At 73.8% G+C, this 19,809-nt stretch carries 15 protein-coding genes; 6 read left to right on the forward strand and 9 right to left on the reverse strand.

What is annotated here, in order from left to right; genetic code table 11:
• Positions 1-38: 38 nt before the first annotated feature.
• Together IE096_RS00425 and IE096_RS00430 are read right to left on the reverse strand one after the other, a co-directional pair.
• Positions 39-1,184 carry a methyltransferase gene (locus IE096_RS00425; RefSeq protein WP_189447235.1) on the reverse strand — a complete coding sequence of 382 codons (1,146 nt, stop codon included), beginning with the start codon at positions 1,182-1,184 and terminating at the stop codon, positions 39-41.
• Between the two features lie 86 nt (positions 1,185-1,270).
• Positions 1,271-2,437, reverse strand: a complete 1,167-nt coding sequence (locus tag IE096_RS00430; RefSeq protein ID WP_373297975.1) for an SH3 domain-containing protein — start codon at positions 2,435-2,437, stop codon at positions 1,271-1,273.
• Between the two features lie 241 nt (positions 2,438-2,678).
• Here IE096_RS00430 and IE096_RS00435 point away from each other — a divergent pair, with 241 nt between their 5' ends.
• The gene (locus tag IE096_RS00435) at positions 2,679-3,215 is read left to right on the forward strand and encodes a TerD family protein (protein ID WP_229819829.1); all 537 of its coding nucleotides are present in this window, start codon (positions 2,679-2,681) and stop codon (positions 3,213-3,215) included.
• A gap of 169 nt (positions 3,216-3,384) precedes the next feature.
• Positions 3,385-4,914 carry an AMP-binding protein gene (locus tag IE096_RS00440; RefSeq protein WP_189447239.1) on the forward strand — a complete coding sequence of 510 codons (1,530 nt, stop codon included), beginning with the start codon at positions 3,385-3,387 and terminating at the stop codon, positions 4,912-4,914.
• A gap of 24 nt (positions 4,915-4,938) precedes the next feature.
• Here IE096_RS00440 and IE096_RS00445 read toward each other — a convergent pair whose 3' ends face one another.
• Complete coding sequence (locus IE096_RS00445) at positions 4,939-6,615, reverse strand: bifunctional 3'-5' exonuclease/DNA polymerase (protein ID WP_189447241.1); 1,677 nt, start codon at positions 6,613-6,615, stop codon at positions 4,939-4,941.
• A 148-nt stretch (positions 6,616-6,763) separates the two neighbouring features.
• On the reverse strand, positions 6,764-7,684 hold the full coding sequence (locus tag IE096_RS00450; protein ID WP_189447242.1) for a DMT family transporter: 921 nt from the start codon (positions 7,682-7,684) through the stop codon (positions 6,764-6,766).
• Positions 7,685-7,914: 230 nt separating this feature from the next.
• Between IE096_RS00450 and IE096_RS00455 the strand changes: the two genes are divergently transcribed.
• The gene (locus IE096_RS00455; RefSeq protein WP_189447244.1) at positions 7,915-8,298 is read left to right on the forward strand and encodes a hypothetical protein; all 384 of its coding nucleotides are present in this window, start codon (positions 7,915-7,917) and stop codon (positions 8,296-8,298) included.
• A 90-nt stretch (positions 8,299-8,388) separates the two neighbouring features.
• Positions 8,389-10,236, forward strand: a complete 1,848-nt coding sequence (locus IE096_RS00460; RefSeq protein ID WP_189447246.1) for a glycoside hydrolase family 15 protein — start codon at positions 8,389-8,391, stop codon at positions 10,234-10,236.
• Positions 10,237-10,248: 12 nt separating this feature from the next.
• Here the strand turns inward: IE096_RS00460 and IE096_RS00465 are convergent, their stop codons facing one another.
• Entirely contained in the window at positions 10,249-10,905 is a 657-nt protein-coding gene (locus IE096_RS00465; protein WP_189447248.1) for a PhzF family phenazine biosynthesis protein, read from the reverse strand.
• A 51-nt stretch (positions 10,906-10,956) separates the two neighbouring features.
• Here IE096_RS00465 and IE096_RS00470 point away from each other — a divergent pair, with 51 nt between their 5' ends.
• On the forward strand, positions 10,957-12,195 hold the full coding sequence (locus tag IE096_RS00470) for an FUSC family protein (RefSeq protein WP_189449426.1): 1,239 nt from the start codon (positions 10,957-10,959) through the stop codon (positions 12,193-12,195).
• A 96-nt stretch (positions 12,196-12,291) separates the two neighbouring features.
• Complete coding sequence (locus tag IE096_RS00475) at positions 12,292-13,608, forward strand: ricin-type beta-trefoil lectin domain protein (RefSeq protein ID WP_189447250.1); 1,317 nt, start codon at positions 12,292-12,294, stop codon at positions 13,606-13,608.
• A 14-nt stretch (positions 13,609-13,622) separates the two neighbouring features.
• Here IE096_RS00475 and IE096_RS00480 read toward each other — a convergent pair whose 3' ends face one another.
• From IE096_RS00480 to IE096_RS00495, 4 genes are all read right to left on the reverse strand, one after another.
• Positions 13,623-15,998 carry a glycoside hydrolase family 65 protein gene (locus tag IE096_RS00480; RefSeq protein ID WP_189447252.1) on the reverse strand — a complete coding sequence of 792 codons (2,376 nt, stop codon included), beginning with the start codon at positions 15,996-15,998 and terminating at the stop codon, positions 13,623-13,625.
• On the reverse strand, positions 15,995-16,735 hold the full coding sequence (locus tag IE096_RS00485) for an HAD family hydrolase (RefSeq protein ID WP_189447253.1): 741 nt from the start codon (positions 16,733-16,735) through the stop codon (positions 15,995-15,997). Before IE096_RS00485 ends, IE096_RS00480 begins: the two co-directional genes overlap by 4 nt.
• The gene (gene zwf, locus IE096_RS00490) at positions 16,732-18,234 is read right to left on the reverse strand and encodes a glucose-6-phosphate dehydrogenase (RefSeq protein ID WP_229819830.1); all 1,503 of its coding nucleotides are present in this window, start codon (positions 18,232-18,234) and stop codon (positions 16,732-16,734) included. The genes IE096_RS00485 and zwf overlap by 4 nt, the downstream gene beginning before the upstream one ends.
• Before the next feature lie 87 nt (positions 18,235-18,321).
• Positions 18,322-19,800: a CocE/NonD family hydrolase gene (locus tag IE096_RS00495; RefSeq protein ID WP_189447255.1), complete on the reverse strand. Its 1,479-nt coding sequence runs from the start codon at positions 19,798-19,800 to the stop codon at positions 18,322-18,324.
• Positions 19,801-19,809 lie beyond the last annotated feature (9 nt).

Raw genomic sequence — 19,809 nt, forward strand, 5'->3', positions numbered from 1 at the left:
CCCCGCGTGGCGGGGCGGGACGTCCGCGTACGGGCGGATCAGCGCTTGACGGCCCGCAGGATCACGAACTTCGGGTCGCTCGCGACGACCTCGCAGTCACCGAAGAGCCTGCGCAGCCGGACGTGGTAGCCCAGGTGCCGGTTGCCGACGACCCACAGCTCCCCGCCGGGGCGCAGCGCCGCGCGGGCGCCGGCGAACATCCGCCGGGCCGTGGTGTCGGTGGTGGCCTGGTGGCTGTGGAAGGGCGGGTTGTTCAGGACGAGGTCCACCGACGCGGCGGGGACGCCCTCCAGGCCGTCGCCGACGCGGAACGTGGCGACGGCGTCCGGTCCGGTGTTGTCCCGGAAGGTGGCCTCGGCGGAGGCCACGGCCTGGTGGGACTCGTCGGTGAACAGCAGCTCCGCCTCGGGGTTGGCCAGCGCCGCGGCGGTGCCGACGACGCCGTTGCCGCAGCCCAGGTCGACGACGCGCTCGGCGCCCCGGCGCTCCGGCAGGTGCGCGAGGAAGAAACGGGTGCCGATGTCGAGGCGGTCGGGGCAGAAGATGCCCGCGTGGTTGGTGACGGTCATCCCGGAGGCCGGGCCGATGCCGGTGGGCAGGGCGTAGCGGTGCGGCCAGGGGTTGGCGGGGCGGTCGAGTGCGGGGTCCGGCGTACAGAAGATGAGCCGGGACTTCTTCACGGCCAGGGACGTCCGGGTGGGGCCGAGGATCGTCTCGAACAACCGGAGCGTCGAGGTGTGGATCTCGGTGACCCGGCCGGTGCCGATGACGACGGTGTTCTCGTGGACGGCGGGCGCGAGGCGGTGGAGCTGGTCCTCCAGGAGGGCGAGGCTCTTGGGCACGCGGACGAGCAGGACGTCGATCCGCTCGGGCGGGGTGTCACGGGTGGACAGCAGCCGGACGTCACCGGCGGGGACGCCGTTGCGCGCCAGGTTGGCCCGGGTCGCCTCCTGGCCGAGGTGGGAGTCGGAGATCTGGGTGGGCCGGTGCCCGGCGAGGGCGGTGACCAGCGCTCCCCACCGGTCGCCCACCACGACCACGGTGCCCGAGAGGTCCGTGCCGGCCTCCGCGAGGTGCTCGAGCAGGTACTCGTCGGCGGAGTCCCAGGCGCGCAGGGTGTCGCGGGGGTCCTCGGGGAAGCGGGTGAGTTCGTACTCACCCCGTGACGTCGTGAAACGGTTCATTGTGTCTTCAGGCTAGCCGAGGGGCCGCCGGGCCCCGCCCTCGGCGGGTCCGGCGGCCGGCCGCTCCTCCGGCGGGTCCGGGCGGGTCAGCAGTCGGGTACGTCCGGCAGCTTGTCGCCGGGCGAGGAGACGTAGATGTTGGTGATCCAGCCGCCGTACTTGGGCAGGTAGGCCCACCAGTCGTTGGTGTACGGGGGGACGGTGACCACCTGTCCGCGCTTCTGGCAGCCCGCCAGCACCTCGACCCCGGCGGGCAGCGTGGTGAGCACGGCGGAGTCGGTGCCGGCCCGGGCCCGTACGCGCACGCCGGAACCCCAGGTGCCGAACCAGCTTCCGGGGGTGCGGGTGGCGCCGGGGACGTTCAGCCCCCGCACCACCGCGCCGAGGTCGGAGTACGCCTTGCCGTAGGGGGTGTCTTCGGCGTGGAGGGTGAACACGGCGACGATGGTGCGGTCGGCGGCGCCCACCGTGCCGGTGGTGTGGAGGGCGGGGCGGCGCAGGTCCACGCCGTCGGCCGGGGCCGGTGCCCGCGTGGGTGCCCGGCCCGGTGTCCGGGCCGGGGCGCGGGTGGCGGCCGGATCGGTGGTGCAGCCGTTGGAGTCGAAGCCGGACCAGCCCTGTTTGACGGCCCAGGGCCGGTCGAAGACGGCCGCGATGCCGAAGCTCTGGTCGTAGCCGTCCGTGCCGCAGCGGGTCGAGGCGCGCAGATTGCCCATGACGTAGTCGCGGACGGGAGCGGGCGCCTCGTCGAGGAGGTACCGGTAGATCCGGACGGTGTCCGCCGCCGAGAGGGCGGTGTAACCCCAGTACCCGGGCCGGTCGGCCGGTGGCGGCGCGGTGTCGGCCAGTTTCAGCCGTGCCACCATCCGCTCGACGATGGCGCCGCCGCCGTTCCGGTCCCAGAACGTGCTGGCCGCGCCGTCGTCGCTGCTGCGCAGCATGACGTCCAGCAACGCCCGGTCGGCGTCGGGTATGGGGTACGTGGGACCGCGGTCCCACAGGTGGTCGAGGGCGATCAGCAGTTTGACCACCGAGGCGGAACGGAACCGGGCCCGGGCGTTGAACCGCTCGGTGAACACGCCGGTCTGCCGGTCGAACACCGCGATGCCCGCGCTCACTCCGGCCGGCAGGCCGATGGCCGCCGGGCGCGCGGAGGTCGCCGCGCCGACGGCGGGTGTGGTGCACAGGGCGGCCAGGGCCAGGACGGTGAGGACCACCGCCGGCCTCAGGACACCGATGAAGCGGATCTGCAACGCGCTCTCCTCCCGGACGGCGATCCCCGCGATGCGACCGGCTCCGCGGTGTGCCGCGGTGGTGGGGGATCCTCTCCGGATGGTGGGGTGCGGCGGGCGCGCGGTCACCGGTATTCGGTCAGCGTCGAAGACGGACCGTCAAACCCGCCCGGGCGGTGGGCTGTCGGCCGTCGGCGAACGGGTGTGTCATGGCACCATGGAGGGTCGGCGCGCCGAGGAAAGGGGAGGTCCTGTGGGCGGTGTGGACAAGAGTTCCGCGAGCGGTCTCAACAAGGGGTTGGAACGGGTGGTGGTGGCCCTCCGGTGGGATCCGAGCCCTCCGGGAGCGGCGCCCCACGATCTGGACCTGATCGCGGCGACGTACGGCGCCGGCGACCCCCACGGCGAGCCCGCCTATCTCGTGCACTTCGACAGCCGTTCCCCCGACGGCACGATCACCCTCAACCGGGACAGTCAGGACGGCAAGGGCTTCGGCGACGACGAGGTCCTGACGCTGGAGCTCGACCGGCTGAGCCCCGACTACGTCCGGGTGGTCGTGGGCGTCGCCATACAGCAGGGCGACGGGCGGCTGACGTTCGGCGGCGTCGCCGGGACGAGCGTGCACGTCCGGGAGGGCCGTGAGCAGCTGGCGGAGGACGACTTCTCCGGGGTCGGTGGGGCGACGGCGGCGAGGGTCGCGGAGTTCGTCCGCGACGGTTCGGGGGCCTGGACCTTCCTGCGCGGCGTCCACGGCTTCGACGCGGACCCGGCGACCTTCGTGAGGGTCATGGGGCGGTGAGCCCCCCGTGCCCGGCGCCGACGTCCTGGACGGCGCCGGGCACGGCGCGTTGCGCCCCGGAGCGGGAAACCGGACCTCCGGTTTGATCTCAAGGGTGGACCGCTCATATAATTGCCCTAGGTAACTATGTGAGCGGCGGCGGACACCGCTGCCGCGGGAGGACACTCTGATGACCGCCACCCCCATCACCTTCCGCAATTACGTGGAGGACATCCTCGATGCCCTGAACACCGCCCCGGACCGGCCCGCCTTAAAGCACGACGACCGGACCGTGACGGCCGGTGAACTCCGCGCCCTCGTCTTCCGCATGGCGCGTGCCCTGCGCCTGCGCGGCATAGGCCGCGGCCAGACCGTCACCCTGCTCAGCGGCAACCTTCCCGAGGTCATCGCCGCCCGGTACGCCGCCAATCTCCTCGGCTGCACCGTCAACCACCTCTACAACAAGCTGTCGGCGGAGTCGCAGGCCGCCATCGTCGAGGACGTCGAGACCCGGGCCCTGATCGTCGACCCGCGCTGGGCCGACCGGGCCGCCGAGGTGACCGCGCAGGCGCCGGTGAAGGACGTCCTCACCCTGGGGCCCGCGTCGCTCGGCGAGGACCTCCTGGAGCTGGCCGCCGCCGAGTCCGCCGAGCCCCTGGCCGGCGAGGCGCGGCCGGAGGACATCTGCACCATCCGCCACACCGGCGGGACCACCGGCCACCCCAAGGGGATCTGCACCACCTTCGGGCAGCTCGCCGCCCGCCTCTTCGACGGCCCGGACCACCCGCGCCGGCAGCTGCTGTGCACCACGGTCGCGCACGCCGGGGGCATGTTCGCCGACACCACGCTCCGCCTGGGCGGCTTCGTGGTGCTCCATGACGACTTCGACCCCGCCGAGGTGCTCGCGGCCGTCGAGCGCGAGCGGATCACCGACCTCTTCCTGCTGCCGCCGCTGCTGTACCGGCTGATGGACCACCCGGACGCGGCCACCACCGACACCTCCAGCCTCCGCGCCCTGGTCTACGGCGGCTGTCAGGCCTCCCCCGCGCGGCTGGCCGACGCGATACGCCGCTTCGGGCCCGTGCTCGTCCAGTTCTACGGGCAGAGCGAGGCCGGCGGCATCAGCATGCTGATGCCCGATCAGCACGACCTGGACCGCCCGGAGTTGCTGCGCACAGCGGGCAAGGTCCTGCCCGACGTCGAGGTGGAGATACGCGACGAGTCCGGGCGGGCACTGCCGAACGGCGAGCTCGGCGAGATCTGCATCCGCTCCCCGCACCTCATGACCGGCTACTGGAAGCAGCCCGAGCTGACCGCCCAGGTGCTCCGCGACGGCTGGCTGCATACCGGCGACCTGGGCCGGCTGGACGACGAGGGCTTCCTGGCGGTCGTGGACCGGCTCAAGGACATGATCATCGTGGTGGGCGGCCACGTCTACACCTCCGAGCTGGAGGACGTCCTCAACTCGCACCCCGACGTGACGCAGAGCGCCGTCTTCGGCGTCCGCGACGCCGACAGCATGGAGCAGGTGCACGCCGTCGTCGTCCGCCGCCCGGGCGCCGACGTCGGCGAGGAGGAACTGCGCGCGCTGGTGCGCGAGAGCCGCGGCGCCATGTACGAGCCCGCCCGCCTCACCTTCGCCGAGACCCTGCCCCTGACCGACGCGGGCAAGCCGGACAAGAACCGCCTCCGCCGGGAGGCGGAGCAGGCCGTGGCGTGACGGGCGCGCCAGGGGGGCGAATCGTTACTCCTTGGCGTCCGCGTAGCACCGCACCACCGCCGTCGTGAGCGGGAACCGCGTGGGTGTGTCGCCGAAGGCGATGCGCCCGGCGCGGTCGCCCGCTTCGCGGATGGCCGCCACGACGGCGGGGGCCTCCTGCTCGGGGCAGTGCACGATCACTTCGTCATGCTGGAAGAAGACCAGCTCCGCCGCCATGTCCGCGAGGGACTGGCGGACCAGGGCGAGGACCATCACCGCCCAGTCGGCCGCGCTGCCCTGGACGACGAAGTTGCGGGTGAAGCGGCCCCGGGCGCGGGCGCCCGCCGTGCTGCCGGGCGCGGTGGGCTCCTCGTCCTGCGGGATGCCCGCCTCGTCGTACGCCCCGGCCGTGGCGGAGGGCGGGCAGGTGCGGCCGAGCCAGGTGCGCACCAGGCGGCCCTCCTCGCCCGCGCGGGCCGCGTCGTCCACGAAGGCGACGGCCGCCGGGAAGCGGCGGCGCAGGTCGGCCATGTGCTTGAGGCCGTCGCCGGAGGTCTGCCCGTAGATGGCGCCCAGCATGGCCATCTTGGCCCACTGCCGGTCGCCCGAGAAGGCGCGCTCGGCCAGGTCGGCGTAGAGGTCGCGGCCGCTGCCCGCGACGTCCATCAGGCCGGGGTCGCGGGAGACGGCGGCCAGCACCCGGGGCTCGATCTGGTCGGCGTCGGCGACGACCAGGCACCAGCCCGGGTCGGCGACGACCGCCCGCCGCACCACCTTGGGGATCTGCAGCGCGCCGCCCCCGTTGGTGGTCCACCGGCCCGTGACCGTGCCGGCGGGCAGGTACTCGGGCCGGAAGCGGCCGTCGCGCACCCAGGACTGGAGCCAGGACCAGCCGTGGGCCGTGTGCAGCCGGTAGAGCTTCTTGTACTCCAGCAGGGCGGGGATCGCCGGGTGGTCGATCTCCTGGAGCTCCCAGGCCCGGGTGGAGGACAGGGCGATGCCCTCGCGGGCGAAGGCCCGGACGATGTCGGCCGGCAGGTCGGGCCGTACGCGCACGCCGTCCCCGAAGGCGCGGGACACCTCGTCGGCCAGCTCGGCGAGCCGCCGGGTCTCCTGGCCGCCGGGATAGCGCTCGCCCAGGAGTGCCAGCAGCAGCTCGTGGTGGACGTCGGCCCGCCAGGGCACCCCGGCCCGGCCCATCTCGGCGGCCACCAGGGTGCCGGCGGACTCGGCGGCGGTCAGCAGACGCATCCGGCCGGGGTGCGCGGTGCGCTCCGTCCGGGCCAGTTGCTCCGCGTAGACCTCCAGCAGGGCCGTCAGCTCGTCCGTGCCCGGCGGCAGGGGCACGGGGCCGGGGGCGAACAGGGACGGCTGGGTCTCCGCCGCCCGCGCGGGCGGGTCGGCGGGCACGGGCAGCCCGCGCAGCCGCGCCCAGGCGGCGGGCAGCGAGCGGGGCTGGCCGGACTGGCCCTCCTCGTGCCCGATCAGCAGCGCCTCTGCGGCCTCGACGTCATAGCAGCGCTCGACCCGGACGCCGGCCGCGAGCAGCCGCCCGTAGGACTCCGCCGTGGACCGCCACACCCAGCGGTCCACCCCGGGCCGCGATCGGACCGCCTCGGCCAGGCTCTTCTCCGTCTCGACGGGCCCGGCGGCCCGCCCCTCCCCGTCCACCGGGCACAGGCGCGCGCTCCCGTCCTCCGTCTCGGCCACCGCCCATCTCATGACGGAGAGTGTCGCACCGGGGTCTGACAATCACGGTCCGCAGGGGTCTGCGGCCGACCATCACGCGGTCTTCGAAGGCCCGTGAACGAGACGTCGCCGGACACCGGATGCGGTGTCCGGCGACGCCGGTTCAGCGGGTGGTGGGAGCCTACGGCGCGTCGGCCAGGTCCGCCTCGGCGGCCGTCTCGCCGGCCTTCTCCCGTGGGGCCGAGGCGGCCACCACGCGGCTGCGTCCGGACGGGCGGCGGACGGCGGCGATGCCGACGCCGGCCAGGACGATCAGGCCGCCCAGCGCCGCCACGGGGGTCGGCAGGACGCCCATGAGGACCGCGTCCAGCGCCAGTGCGGCGACCGGCACCGCGTAGAGCACGAGGGAGCTCGTCGAGGCCGTGGCCGCCTCCAGCACGCGCGACCAGGTGCAGAAGGCCAGCGCCGTACAGCCGAGGCCCAGCCACACCACCGCGGCGCTCTGCTGCCAGCCGGCCGCCGCCGCCTGGCTCACCGCCTGCGGGGCGAAGAACAGCAGGGGCACCAGGCCGAAGAGGCTGCCGTAGAAGATGCAGTCCATGCCGGAGTAGCGGCACAGCAGGGGCTTCTGGAGGATGAAGGACGTCGCCTGGGCGGCCGCCGCGAGGACGACCATGATCATGCCGGAGTGCGAACCGCCTCCGCCGCCGCCGGACATGGCGACCACCAGGGCGCCGGTCAGGGCGACGAGGAGTCCGCCGACGCCCCAGGCGCCGGGCCGTTCACGCAGCACGAGCATGCCCAGGACGGTGGCGAACACCGGGGAGGTGGCGACGAGCATGGCGGCCGTGCCGCCCTCGACGTGCCGTTCGCCGGCGTAGAGCAGCAGCTGATAGGCGGTCATGCCGGTGAGCCCGAAGCCCGCCATGCGCGGGATGTCGCCGCGGCGCAGCCTGCTGACGCGCCCGGTGAACAGGAACGGCAGCAGGAGGACGACGGCGACGGCCAGCCGCAGGACGGCCATGGCGGTCGGCGCGTAGCCGTCGAGCGCGACACGGATCGCCGGGAAGGCCGAGCCCCACAGGATCGCGGTCGCGGCCATGAACTTCCAAGGGGTCGCCACTCGGCGCTCGCCCACCAACGGAAACACCGCCTCTGACGGGTCGGGAAAGCCAACGTCTGCGACGCTACCGAGGTTCTTCCCATAAGTCGAATAATGAATTCCGTTATTGGATCAAAGGAATCCTTTGAGCTTTGAGTGGCGGGCCGGGTCGGCTTCTCCTACCGTCGTACCCGACGAAGTCTGAGCGGACGGCGGAGGAGCACCGGGTGATGAGCGGCCTCGAGACTGCGGACCATGTCAGCGTTCACCTCACCGGCTGCGCCAAGGAGGACGCGAATACCGTGTTCGGCGCGCTGGAGGCCGCGTTCCCCGAGGTCGCCGAGCCGGGGGCGAAGGGGCCCACCGAGGCGGACAAGGGGGGCGCCACGGTGTGGTGCATGGTCGTCGACGCGCGGACCCGTGCCACCCCGCGCGCCGTCGCACCGGCCCGGCTGACCTCGCCCGTCACCGTCGACCTCTTCGGCGCCGCCGACCCCGTGCGCCAGGTCAGGGAGGAGCTCGGCGTCGTCTTCGGGGTGGAGGACCACGGCACGGTGCCGGGCGAGCACGAGCTGGAGGTACGGCTCCAGCTGGGCTCGCACCCCGACGCCTGAACCACGGCCGACGCCGCTCCGCGCGCTGTCGCGCCCGCGCCCCCGGAGGTATAACGGGTGGTGTCGCGCCTCCGCCGAGGAGGGTCGGTCATGAAACACGACATCGGGCCGCGACAGACCGTCGCGCCGCCCATCGAGGACCACGGCGTCATCGGCGATCTCCACACCGTCGCGCTGGTGGGCGTCGACGGCACCATCGACTGGTGCTGCCTGCCCCGCTTCGACGCGCCCTCCGTCTTCGGCGCCCTCCTCGACACCGGGCGCGGGGGCGCGTTCTCGGTCCGGGTGCGCGACGTGGAGCGCACCAAGCAGATGTACCTGCCGGACTCCAATGTGCTGCTGACCCGCTTCCTCGCCGAGGCCGCGGTCGCGGAGCTGTACGACTTCATGGTGCCGGACCATCCGTCCTGCCCGGCGAGCGACGTCCGGCAGATCGTCCGCCAGGTGCGGATGGTGCGCGGGAGCGCCACGGTCGAGGTGGAGTGCCGGCCGGCGTTCGACTACGCCCGCGCCGCGCACACGGTCGAGGTGGTCGAGGGCGTCGGCGCCGTCTTCACCAGCCCGGCCGGCACGCTGGTGCTGCGCTCCACCGTGCCGCTGCGCGCCGAGGGGGACGCCGCCGTGGCGACCGTCGTGCTGGAGCCGGGCCGGACGCTGGAGCTCGCGGCCCAGTGGGGCGGCGAGATCCGCCCGTTCGGCCGCGGCGAGGCGTCCCGGCTGCTGGACGACACCCTGCGCTACTGGGACGGCTGGCTGCGCCGCTCCACCTACCAGGGCCGCTACCGGGAGGCGGTCGAGCGCTCCGCGCTCGTCCTCAAGCTCCTCGTCCACCAGCCCACCGGCGCCCTCGTCGCCGCGCCCACCACCTCCCTGCCCGAGTCGCTGGGCGGGGGCCGCAACTGGGACTACCGCTACACCTGGGTCCGGGACGCCGCGTTCACGCTGTACGCGCTGATGCGGCTGGGGTTCACGGAGGAGGCCGCGGCGTTCATCGACTGGCTCCACCACCGCTGTGTGGAGGCGCCACCGGGCACCGGCCTCCAGGTGCTCTACGGCATCGACGGCCGCTCCGAGCTGCCGGAGACCGTGCTCGACCACCTCGCCGGCTACCGCGGCTCCCGCCCCGTGCGCATCGGCAACGCCGCCGCGAACCAGCTCCAACTCGACATCCACGGCGAACTGATGGACTCCGTCTACCTCTACAACAAGCACGGCGAGCCCATCTCCTACGAGCTGTGGGAGGCGCTGAGCCGCCAGCTCGAATGGCTGGAGAAGCACTGGGAGGAACCGGACGACGGGATCTGGGAGACGCGCGGCGGCCGCCGGCGCTTCACCTACTCCGCGCTGATGACCTGGGTGGCCTTCGAGCGCGCCATGCGCATCGCCCGCCACCGCGGCATGCCCGCCCCGGTGGAGCGCTGGCGCGACGCCGCCGCCGCGGCGTACCGCTACGTCCAGGAGGAGTGCTGGTCGCCGGAGCTCGGCGCGTACGTCCAGTACGCCGAGGGGCGCACGCTGGACGCGTCCCTGCTGGTCATGCCGCTGGTGAAGTTCGCCGGGCCGTCCGACCCGCGGTTCCTCTCCACGGTCCGGCGGCTGGAGGAGGAGCTGGTCAGCGACAGCCTCGTCCACCGCTACCGGACCGACGGCACCGACGGGTTCCTCGACCGCGAGGGCACGTTCAACCTCTGCTCCTTCTGGTACGTCGAGGCGCTGGCCCGGGCCGGGCGGGTCGGCGAGGCGCGGTACATCTTCGAGAAGATGACCACCCACGCCAACCACCTGGGCCTGTACGCGGAGGAGGTCGGCGCGGCGGGCGAGGCCCTGGGCAACTTCCCCCAGGCCTTCACCCACCTCGCGCTCATCAGCGCCGCGACCAACCTCGACCGCGCCGTCACCGCCCACCGCACGCCGACGGCCCGGCCCTGCCGGCCCTGACCCCGCCGGCCGTCAGCCGACGACCACGCGGCCGCCGAGGTCCACCACCCCGCCTTCGTGACAGCGCGTCAGGATCACGGATCCCACGCCCTGCCGGACGACGAGGTCCCGGCCGAGCTCGGCGGCGAGGGTCAGGGCGGCGGCGCCGGTGGCCTCGTCCTCGACGATCCCGTCGCCGCGCCGGGGAAAGCCCCGGGCCCGGACGCGCCCCGCGGCCTCGTCCTCCCAGGCCCAGGCGTACAGCCAGCCCTCCCCCGGCGGCGGCGCGGGCAGCGCGTCCACCTCGGCGACCGAGGCGAACCGCCGGGTGCGCCGCCCGGCCGCCCACCCGGCCCGCGCCCGGATCCAGGTCGTCTCCCCCTCCTGCCACGTGGGCACCTCCCCCGCCGGCGGGCGCAGCACGTCCGCTCCCCGCCCCCGCCGCCGCAGCCACCACGCGAGGCCGACCAGCGGATGCCCCGCGAACGGCAGCACGGCACCGGGCGTCCGGATGTCGACGAGCCCGGCGCCGGTGTCGTCGACGAACACCGTCTCGCTGAAGCCCAGTTCCGCCGCGAGCGCCTGCCGGGCCTCCCCGGGAACCGTGCGGCCGTCCTCGACGATCCCGAGCGGATTGCCTCCTTCGCCGTCCGGTCCCGCGAACACCCGCACCACTATGTGATCAGCCATGCGGGTGATTGAACCAGCTGCGGACCCGGACGAGGGAAGAGGCACAACGTGCTGCCCGACTTGCCCGACCCCCTGACGACCCTGGTGCGGCGCCACCGGGAGCCCGCCGTCGTCCAAGCGGTCCGCTCCACGCTGGCGGCGGTGATCTCCTATGTGGTGGCCCTCCAGCTGAGCAGCGAGCCGGCGCCGCTCACCGCCCCGCTCACCGCGATCCTCGTGGTGCAGGTCACCCTGTACTCCACCCTCACCACCGGCATCCGCAGGGTGAACTCCGTGGTGGCGGGCGTGCTGATCGCCATCGGCTTCAGCGTCGTCGTGGGCCTGACCTGGTGGAGCCTGGGTCTGATCATCCTGGCCTCGCTGATCATCGGGCGGTTCGTCCGCGCGGGTGAATTCGTGCCCGAGGTGGCGATCAGCGCCATGCTGGTCCTGGGCGTCACCCGGGTGGGCTACACCGCCTGGGACCGGGTCCTGGAGACGCTCATCGGCGCCGTCGTCGGCCTGCTGTTCGACGTCCTGTTCGTCCCCCCGGTGTGGGTGCAGCCCGCCAGCGAGGCCATCGAGCACCTCTCGCGCCGGATGGGACGGCTGCTCCAGCGCGTCGGCGAGGAGCTCGTCGGCCACACCCCGGTCGCGGAGGCGGCGGCCCGGCTCCACGAGGCGCGCCGGCTGGACCACGAGATCGTGCAGGTCGACGCCTCGCTGCGGCAGGCGGAGGACAGTCTGCGCCTCAACCCCCGGGTCAGGGAGGGGCTGCTCCACCGGGTAGTGCTGCGCACCGGCCTGGACGCCCTGGAGATCACAGCCGTCGTCCTGCGCGTCATCTGCCGCACGCTCACCGACCTCGCCAAGGAGCGCACCGGGGAGACCCTGTTCGCCCCCGATGTGGCGGAGGCCCTGCGGGAGGTGTTCGTCCACCTCGCCCGCGCGGTGGAGAGCTTCGCCGTCCTGATCACCACCCAGGTGAGCGCCAACGCCGAGGAGGCCGAGTCCCGGCTCGTCGCGGAACTGGCCGCCGGCCGCACGAGCCGTGACCGCGCGGCCGAGCTGCTCCTCCAGGGCGTCCGGCGGCACCCGCGCCAGTGGCAGCTCCACGGGGCGCTGCTGGCGGAGGTGGACCGGATCCTGGACGAGCTCGACGTGGAGAAACGGACCGAGCGCCTGGCCGAGGAGCTGGACCGCGCCGCCCGGGAACAGCGCGACCGCCACCCGACGCTCCACCGCGTCCAGCGCCGGCTGCGCAGCACGGGCTACGGGTGGCGCAGCGCGACGGGCGGCGAACGGACGTGATCGAGGGGGCCTAAGATCACTCCCGCCCGGGCGGGCCGGTACGGTGCGGACCCCGGGTAACCGGTGACACACCAACGGGGAAAGGCCGATCAACACATGCGACTTACCGGCAAGCGCCGAATAGCCGTCGCCGCCACGGGTGCCGTGGCGGCGATCGCGGTGACGGCACAGGTCATGCCCAGCGCCTTCGGCACCGAGGACACCTCGGGCGCCACCGCGGGGGCCGTCGCGCCGGCGGACGGCACGTCCGCCGGCGCCGATTCCGACGCCGATTCCGGCGCCGTCTCCGCGACCGACGGGACGGTCTTCGAGAACGGCGTCATGTCGCCGGGCGCGGCCCCCGCGCCGCACCCGAAGGCGGCGGCGGTGGCAGCCGCCGCGTCCCAGGGCGAGGGGTGGAATCTGGCGACGGGCATGACCCGGTCGCTGCCGACCGGCTATACGGTCAAGTTCTACGACCAGAAGTCCGTGGACTGGCTGGGCCGCTATGTGAAGGCGTCCGCCACGGACCTCCAGCGCGTCACCGGCCTGCCCATCGCGGTCGACACCGCGCCGGTGGGCTGGGACTACGTCCGGCCCAAGGGCGAGATCGTCATCGGGGTGCTCAAGCGCCCGTGCGTACCGCCGGCGGACAAGGGCCAGACCGGCTGGAAGATCGTCCGTGACGGCTCGGGCACTCCCAATCTGAGCTGCGGTCTGATCTCCTCGTCCCTCCCCGGTACGGTGACCAGCGGGCACGCGTACATCGACACCGAGTTCTTCACGGCGGACGGCAAGCCCGCGCCCTCCTGGGGCGAGACGTTCATGCGGAACCACATCAGCCACGAGCTCGGTCACACCATGGGCCTGGCGCACGCGGACCGCAGCGCGACGCGCGGGGACTGCGCCGTGGGCAAGGACTCCGGCGAGAAGCCGGTGATGTGCACCGCGAACCACGGCTACACGGACGCCCGCGCGGGCACCTACGTCCAGCAGTTCGACGCGCAGGGCCTGCGCGTCCTCGCCGCCGGTGCCGGCGCGGCCGTCCCGCCCCAGGGCAGGGTGACCGGGCTCGGCGGCAAGTGCCTCGACGTCAAGGGCGCGAAGGCGGCCAACGGCACCCAGATCCAGCTCTACACCTGCAACGGCTCGGTGGCGCAGTCCTGGATCGTGGGGAAGGACGGCACGTTCCGGGCGCTGGGCAAGTGCCTGGACGACGCGCGCGGCGGCACCGCCGACGGCAACAAGATCGAGCTCTTCGACTGCAACGGCGGAGCGTCGCAGCGCTGGTCGGTCAACGCCAAGGGCCAGATCGTCCACGTCGCGTCGGGCAAGGTCCTCGACGTGACCGGCGGCGCCACCGCCGACGGCACCAAGGTCCAGCTGCACACGGCTGATACCAACAAGCGCCAGCTCTGGACCGTCCCCAAGTAGCGGGGACTGCCTCGCTAGCGTGCCCCGTCCCCGTCGTGGCCGGTCGCGCGGCCCCGGCGGGCGGGGGCGCGGCCGGCCGGCTGCTCGGGGGCCGGGCCGGTGGGGATGGGCGGGATCTGGCGGGACTCCGGGGCGGCGCAGAACAGGGTCATGCGCTCGCCGCAGTGGCGGATGTCGAGGCTGTCGCCGTCGAGGAGGGTGTAGGTGGCGGTGGTCCCGGTGATCTCCACGCGCACCCGGCGCTGGCGGAACTGGACGGTGAAGGCGAGGCGGCCGAGTTGTTCCGGCAGCCGGGGGTTGAAGGCGATGAGCCCGTCGTCCTCGCGCATCCCGCCGAAGCCGATGACGAGGGCGAACCAGGTGCCGGCGAGGGAGGCGATGTGGATACCGTCGCGGGTGTTGCCCTCCAGGTCGGAGAGGTCCATCATCGCGGCCTCGCCCACGTAGTCGTAGGCGAGCCGCATATGGCCGACCTCGGCGGCCATCACGGCCTGTCCGCAGGCGGACAGGGAGGAGTCGCGCACGGTCAGTTGCTCGTAGTAGGCGAAGTTGCGGGCCTTCTCCTCCGGGGTGAAGGCGTCCCCGCGCAGGCACATGGCGAGGACGAGGTCGGCCTGTTTGACGACCTGTTTGCGGTAGAGGTCGAAGTAGGGGAAGTTCAGCAGCAGCGGGTACTGGTCGGGGTTGGTGCGGGCGAAGTCCCAGAGCTGGTGGCGGGTGAAGCCCGCGGACTGCTCGTGCACCCGCAGCTCGTCGTCGTACGGGAGGGTCATCCGGGTGGCCGCGTCCCGCCAGGCGGCGGTCTCCTCGTCGTCCACGCCGAGGTTCGCGGCGAGGTCGGGGTGGCGTTCGGCGGCGGCCGCGGCCTCCCGCAGATTGTGCTGGGCCATCAGGTTCGTGTAGACGTTGTCGTCCGCGATGGCGCTGTACTCGTCCGGGCCGGTGACCCCGTCGATGTGGAAGTCGCCGTGGTGGTCGTGGTGGCCCAGGGAGCGCCACAGCCGGGCGGTCTCCACCAGCAGGGGCAGCCCCACCTCGCGTTCGAAGGTGTCGTCGCAGGTGGCGCGGATGTAGCGGACGACGGCGTCGGCGATGTCGGCGTTGATGTGGAACGCGGCGGTGCCGGCCGGCCAGTAGCCGGAGCACTCGCTGCCGTTGATGGTCCGCCAGGGGAAGGCGGAGCCCGCCAGGCCGAGCTGCCGGGCCCGTTCCTGGGCCTCGGGCATGGTGTTGTACCGCCAGCGCAGGGCCTGTTCCACGGCCTGGGGCGCGGTGTAGGTGAGCGCGGGCAGGACGAACGTCTCGGTGTCCCAGAAGCAGTGGCCGTCGTAGCCGGGGCCGGTCAGGCCCTTGGCGGGCAGGGCGCGGGCCTCGCCACGGGCACCGGCCTGGAGGACGTGGAAGAGGGCGAAGCGGACGGCCTGCTGGATCTCGGCGTCGCCGTCCACCTCGACGTCGGAGCCCGCCCAGAACTCCTCCAGGTAGGCACGCTGTTCGGCGGCCAGGCCCGCGAAGCGGGCGCTGGTGGCGGCGGCGAGGGCGGCGTCGACCTGGTCGCGTACGGCGGGTGCCGAGCGCACCGCCGACCAGCCGTGCGCGACGATCTTCTCCACGCACAGTTTCTCGCCCGGTCGCAGCCGTGAGGTGACGGTGAAGCGGCCGAGGTCCTCGCTGCTCTCCGACGCGGTCTCGGCCTTGGGGCCGTCCACGAAGTGCGCGGCGGCCACGCCGACCCGCAGGTCGCTGCGGGCGGTGCGGTGCAGCAGCCGGATGCGGCTGTCGTGGGCGGCGTGCTCCTCGGAGACCAGCGGGGTCTCCAGGACGGCGGCGGCGCGCGGATCGCCCTCGGCGCGGGGCAGTTGTTCGTTGGCGACGAGCTCCGACTGGACGACGATCCGCATCTCGTCGTCGAGCGGCTCGACCTCGTAGGCGATGGCCGCCACCGCGCGCTGGCTGAAGGACACCAGCCGGGTGGAGCGGACGCGGACGCCGCGTCCGCTGGGCGAGGTCCACTCGGCGGTGCGGTGGAGCAGCCCGGTCCGGAAGTCGAGCAGCCGCTCGTGCTTGTGGCACTTCCCGTAGCGCAGGTCGAAGGGCTCGTCGTCGACGAGGAGGCGGACGAGCTTGCCGTTGGTGACGTTGATGATGGTCTGGCCGGACTCCGGGTAGCCGTAGCCCGCCTCGGCGTACGGCAGCGGCCGGAACTCGAAGACGCCGTTGAGGTAGGAGCCGGGCAGGCCGTGCGGCTCGCCCTCGTCGAGGTTGCCCCGCCAGCCGACGTGGCCGTTGGAGAGGGCGAAGACCGATTCGCTCTGGGAGAGCACGTCCATGCTGAGCTCGGTCTCGCGCAGGCACCAGGGTTCGACCATATAGGACGGATGGGTGATCACGGGGCCTCCCCCAGCAGTTCCGCGAGGTCGTCGACGACGACGTCGGCGCCGTGCCGGCGCAGTTCCTCGGCCTGGTCGGCCCGGTTCACGCCGACGACGAAGCCGAAGGCGCCGGCGCGGCCGGCCTCCATGCCCGCCAGGGCGTCCTCGAAGACGGCGGCGGCCCCGGGTGGGGTGCCGAGGTCGTGGGCGGCGGCGAGGAAGGTGTCGGGGTGGGGCTTGCCCGGCAGGTGCCGTTCGGCGGCGACGATCCCGTCGATCCGCACCTCGAAGAGGTCCTCGATGCCGGCGGCGGCCAGTACGGCCTGGCAGTTGGCGCTGGAGGAGACCACGGCGCGGCGCAGTCCGGCGTCACGGGCGGCCCGGGCGTAGCGGACGGAGCCGGGGAACGCCTCGACGCCCAGTTCCTGGATCTTCGTCAGGACGAGGGCGTTCTTGCGGTTGCCGAGCCCGTGCACGGTGTCGCGGTCGGGCGGGTCGTCCTCGGCGCCCTCGGGGAGGTGGATGCCGCGCGAGGCGAGGAAGGTGCGGACGCCGTCGGCGCGGGGCATGCCGTCGACGTAGCGGTCGTAGTCGGTGGCGTCGAAGGGGCGGAAGTCCGCTCCCTCGCGGCGGCGCAGGAAGGCGTCGAACGTCTCCTTCCAGGCGGCGGCGTGGACGGTGGCGGTACGGGTGAGGACGCCGTCCATGTCGAACAGACAGGCGTGGACGGTGTCGGGCAGGCCGAGACGGGTCATGGTGTGGTGCCTTCCCCGCTGTCGCCGGTGTCATCCGGGAGGTACCAGCGGTGCGGGGCGATCAGGTCACGGGCGGCGTCGGGTCCCCAGGAGCCGGGCGGGTAGGGCAGCACGTCGCCGGGCGACTCCAGCAGGGGGGCGGAGACCTCCCAGAGCCGTTCGATGCCGTCGGAGCGGGTGAAGAGGGCCTGGTCGCCCAGCATGGCGTCGAGGATGAGCCGTTCGTAGCCCTCCAGGCCATTGCGCTGCCGGACGGAGTCGGCGTAGCGGAACGTCATCCGGGCCGGGCCGAGCCGCATGCTGGGGCCGGGTTGTTTGACGAGGAAGCGGGCAGCGATCCAGCCGGGGTCGTCGAAGTCGACGACCAGGGTGTTGGCGCAGGAGTCGGCCGGGGGCGGCGCCCCGGGGAACATCCGCAGCGGGGGCTCCTTGAAGTGGAGGGTGACGACCTGTCGCCGGCGGGCGAGCGATTTGCCGGAGCGGAGGTAGAAGGGGACGCCGGACCAGCGCCAGTTGTCGATCTCGGCGCGCAGGGCGATGAAGGTCTCGGTGCCGGAGCGCGGGTCGACTCCGGGCTCGTCGCGGTAGCCGTCGTACTGGCCGCGCACGGCCCGGCGGGGGTCGAGCGGCCGCATCGCCTGGAAGACCTTGTTCTTCTCGTCCCGCAGGGCCTTCGCGCCGAGGTCGACGGGCGGTTCCATGGCGACGAAGCCGAGCACCTGGAAGAGGTGGGTGACGACCATGTCGCGGAAGGTGCCGGTCTGTTCGAAGAACGAGGCGCGGCCCTCGATGCCGATCGCCTCGGGGACGTCGATCTGGACATGGCTGATGTGGTCGCGGTTCCAGACGGGTTCGTAGAGGCCGTTGGCGAAGCGGAGGGCGAGGATGTTGTCGACGGACTCCTTGCCGAGGAAGTGGTCGATGCGGAAGACGCGTTCCTCGTCGAAGACGGTGTGGAGGGTGTCGTTGAGGGCGCGCGCGGAGGCGAGGTCGGTGCCGAAGGGCTTCTCGACGATGACGCGGGCGCCGTTGGCGAGTCCGGTGCGGCCGAGTTCCTCGACGACGGAGGCGAAGGCGGCGGGCGGCACAGCCAGGTGGTGGAGGCGGCGGGGGCTGCCGCCGAGGTCGCGTTCGGCCGCCCGGACGGCGTCGAGCAGCGGCCGGGCGTCCCCGGGGTCGGCGGCGCCGAAGCTCAGGGCGCGTTCGAAGGCCTCCCACTCCTCGCCGACGGGCTCGGCCGAGCAGAACTCGGCGACGGCCTCCCGGGCGCGCTCCCGGAACTCCTCGTCGGTGAGCGCGTCCGAGGCGGGCGCGGAGCCCACGATCCGGTAGGCGCGGGGCATCAGGCCGGCCAGGGCGAGCCGGAAGAGGCCGGGGAGGAGCTTGCGCCGGGCGAGGTCGCCGGTGGCGCCGAAGAGCACGATGACGTGGTCGTCGGGGGTGACGATCCCGGTCCCGGCGCCCGGCGCGGGCTCCGCTCGCGTGGGGGTGGGTTTCACACCCCTACCTTCCGGCAGCCCCCGCCCGCGCGCGATTCGCGTCACCCGTTCGGACCGCGCGGGGCGGGCGGGCCGTGGCGGGTGCGGTCAGCGGACGGGCAGGGCGAGTCCGGTCGCGGCGGAGTGGAGGGTGAGGGTGGCCCCGGGCGGGTTGCGCGCCACGTACAGCGGGTCGGTGCCGGTGACGAGGAGGGCGAGCCGGTGGCCGGCGGGCAGGTCGTAGACGGTGGCGAAGAGGTCGAAGGACGCCTCGAAGGGGGTTCCGGGGGCGCGGTGGGCGAAGGAGTACGGGGCGTGGGTGACGAGCGTGGCGGTGCCGGTGGGGTCCAGGTCGTAGAGGCGCGCGACGAGGGTCCCCTCCGCCGCCGAGGGCGTCACCCGGGTGCGCAGGGCGGGGATGCCCCGCAGCCGCCGGGGGCGGGGGTCGGGGGACGTCCACCACAGGGCGGCGGAGCCGTGGCCGGGTGACGGGTCGTCGGCGTGCGGGCCGTGCGGGTCCGGGCCGGGGTGGATGACGGGGTCGGGGCCCGTCCTCGGCTCCAGCGGGGGGACGTGGTTGGCGGAGGCGGTCGCCCACAGGTCGTCGTAGTGCTCCCCGGGGTGGCCGGGGGGCCGGCCCCGGGCCTCCAGGAAGACGGGCGGCTCGGTGCCGGGGCCGCCGGGCCCGCCGCGCAGGTGGCGGTCGAACCAGCGCTCCGCGCTCGTCGGCGGCGCTTGCGCGGCGTGGTCGTCCCGCCGGTACTCCAGGCGCTTGGCCGTGCGGAGGCGGCTGAAGTACCGCCCGTTCCGGTTGGGTGACTCGACGGTGGCGGACCAGGTGTGGGCCAGCAGGACGGCGGGGGCGTGGGCGTTGAGCCGGTCCAGGCGGGCGATCGGGGAACGGGCGCGGGCGAAGGAGCGGAAGGCGGGCGTGGGGTCGGGGTGCTCCGCGTACTCCCGCAGGGCGCGGCGGACCTCCGGGTCCGGCCGGACCGCCCCGGGGCGGGCGGCGGCCCGGAACAGGGGGTGGGCCCGCCGCCTGGTGCCGCCGCCGTAGAGCCCGTCGAGGAGGTCCACCCAGCCGCCGAGGGCGGCCACCGCCCGTACCCGCCGGTCCTCGGAGGCGGTGAGCAGCCCGATGCCGGCGCCGTACGCCGTGCCGTACAGGCCCACCCGCCGGGCGTCGGCCGGGGTGCGGGCGAGCGCCCAGGAGATCACGGCGGACGCGTCGGCGACGTCCTGCGGCCCGGCCATGCCGAACGCGCCGCCCGAGCCGGGCAGGCCGCGCGGCCGGTAGCCGACGACGACGTACCCGGCGGCGGCCAGCCGCCGGGCCGCCGGGTCCTGGTGGGCGGCGGGGTACGGGAAGGGGGCCGGCATCACGACCAGCGGGTGCGGGCCGGGACCGGCGGGCGCGTGGACCTCCGCCCGGAGCCGCACGCCGGGCGCGACCTCGATCGCGGTGACCTCCGGGCCGCCGCGCACGGCCCGGGAGGCGGCGGGCGCGGCCACGGCCGGGGCCGTGGCGGACACCGTGAGGAGGAGGGCCGCCACCAGGGCTGCCAGGGCGGACCGGACGGCTCGCATGGGTCACCT

Origin of the sequence: Streptomyces abikoensis (assembly GCF_014648775.1) — a bacterium.
Classification (GTDB): domain Bacteria; phylum Actinomycetota; class Actinomycetes; order Streptomycetales; family Streptomycetaceae; genus Streptomyces; species Streptomyces abikoensis.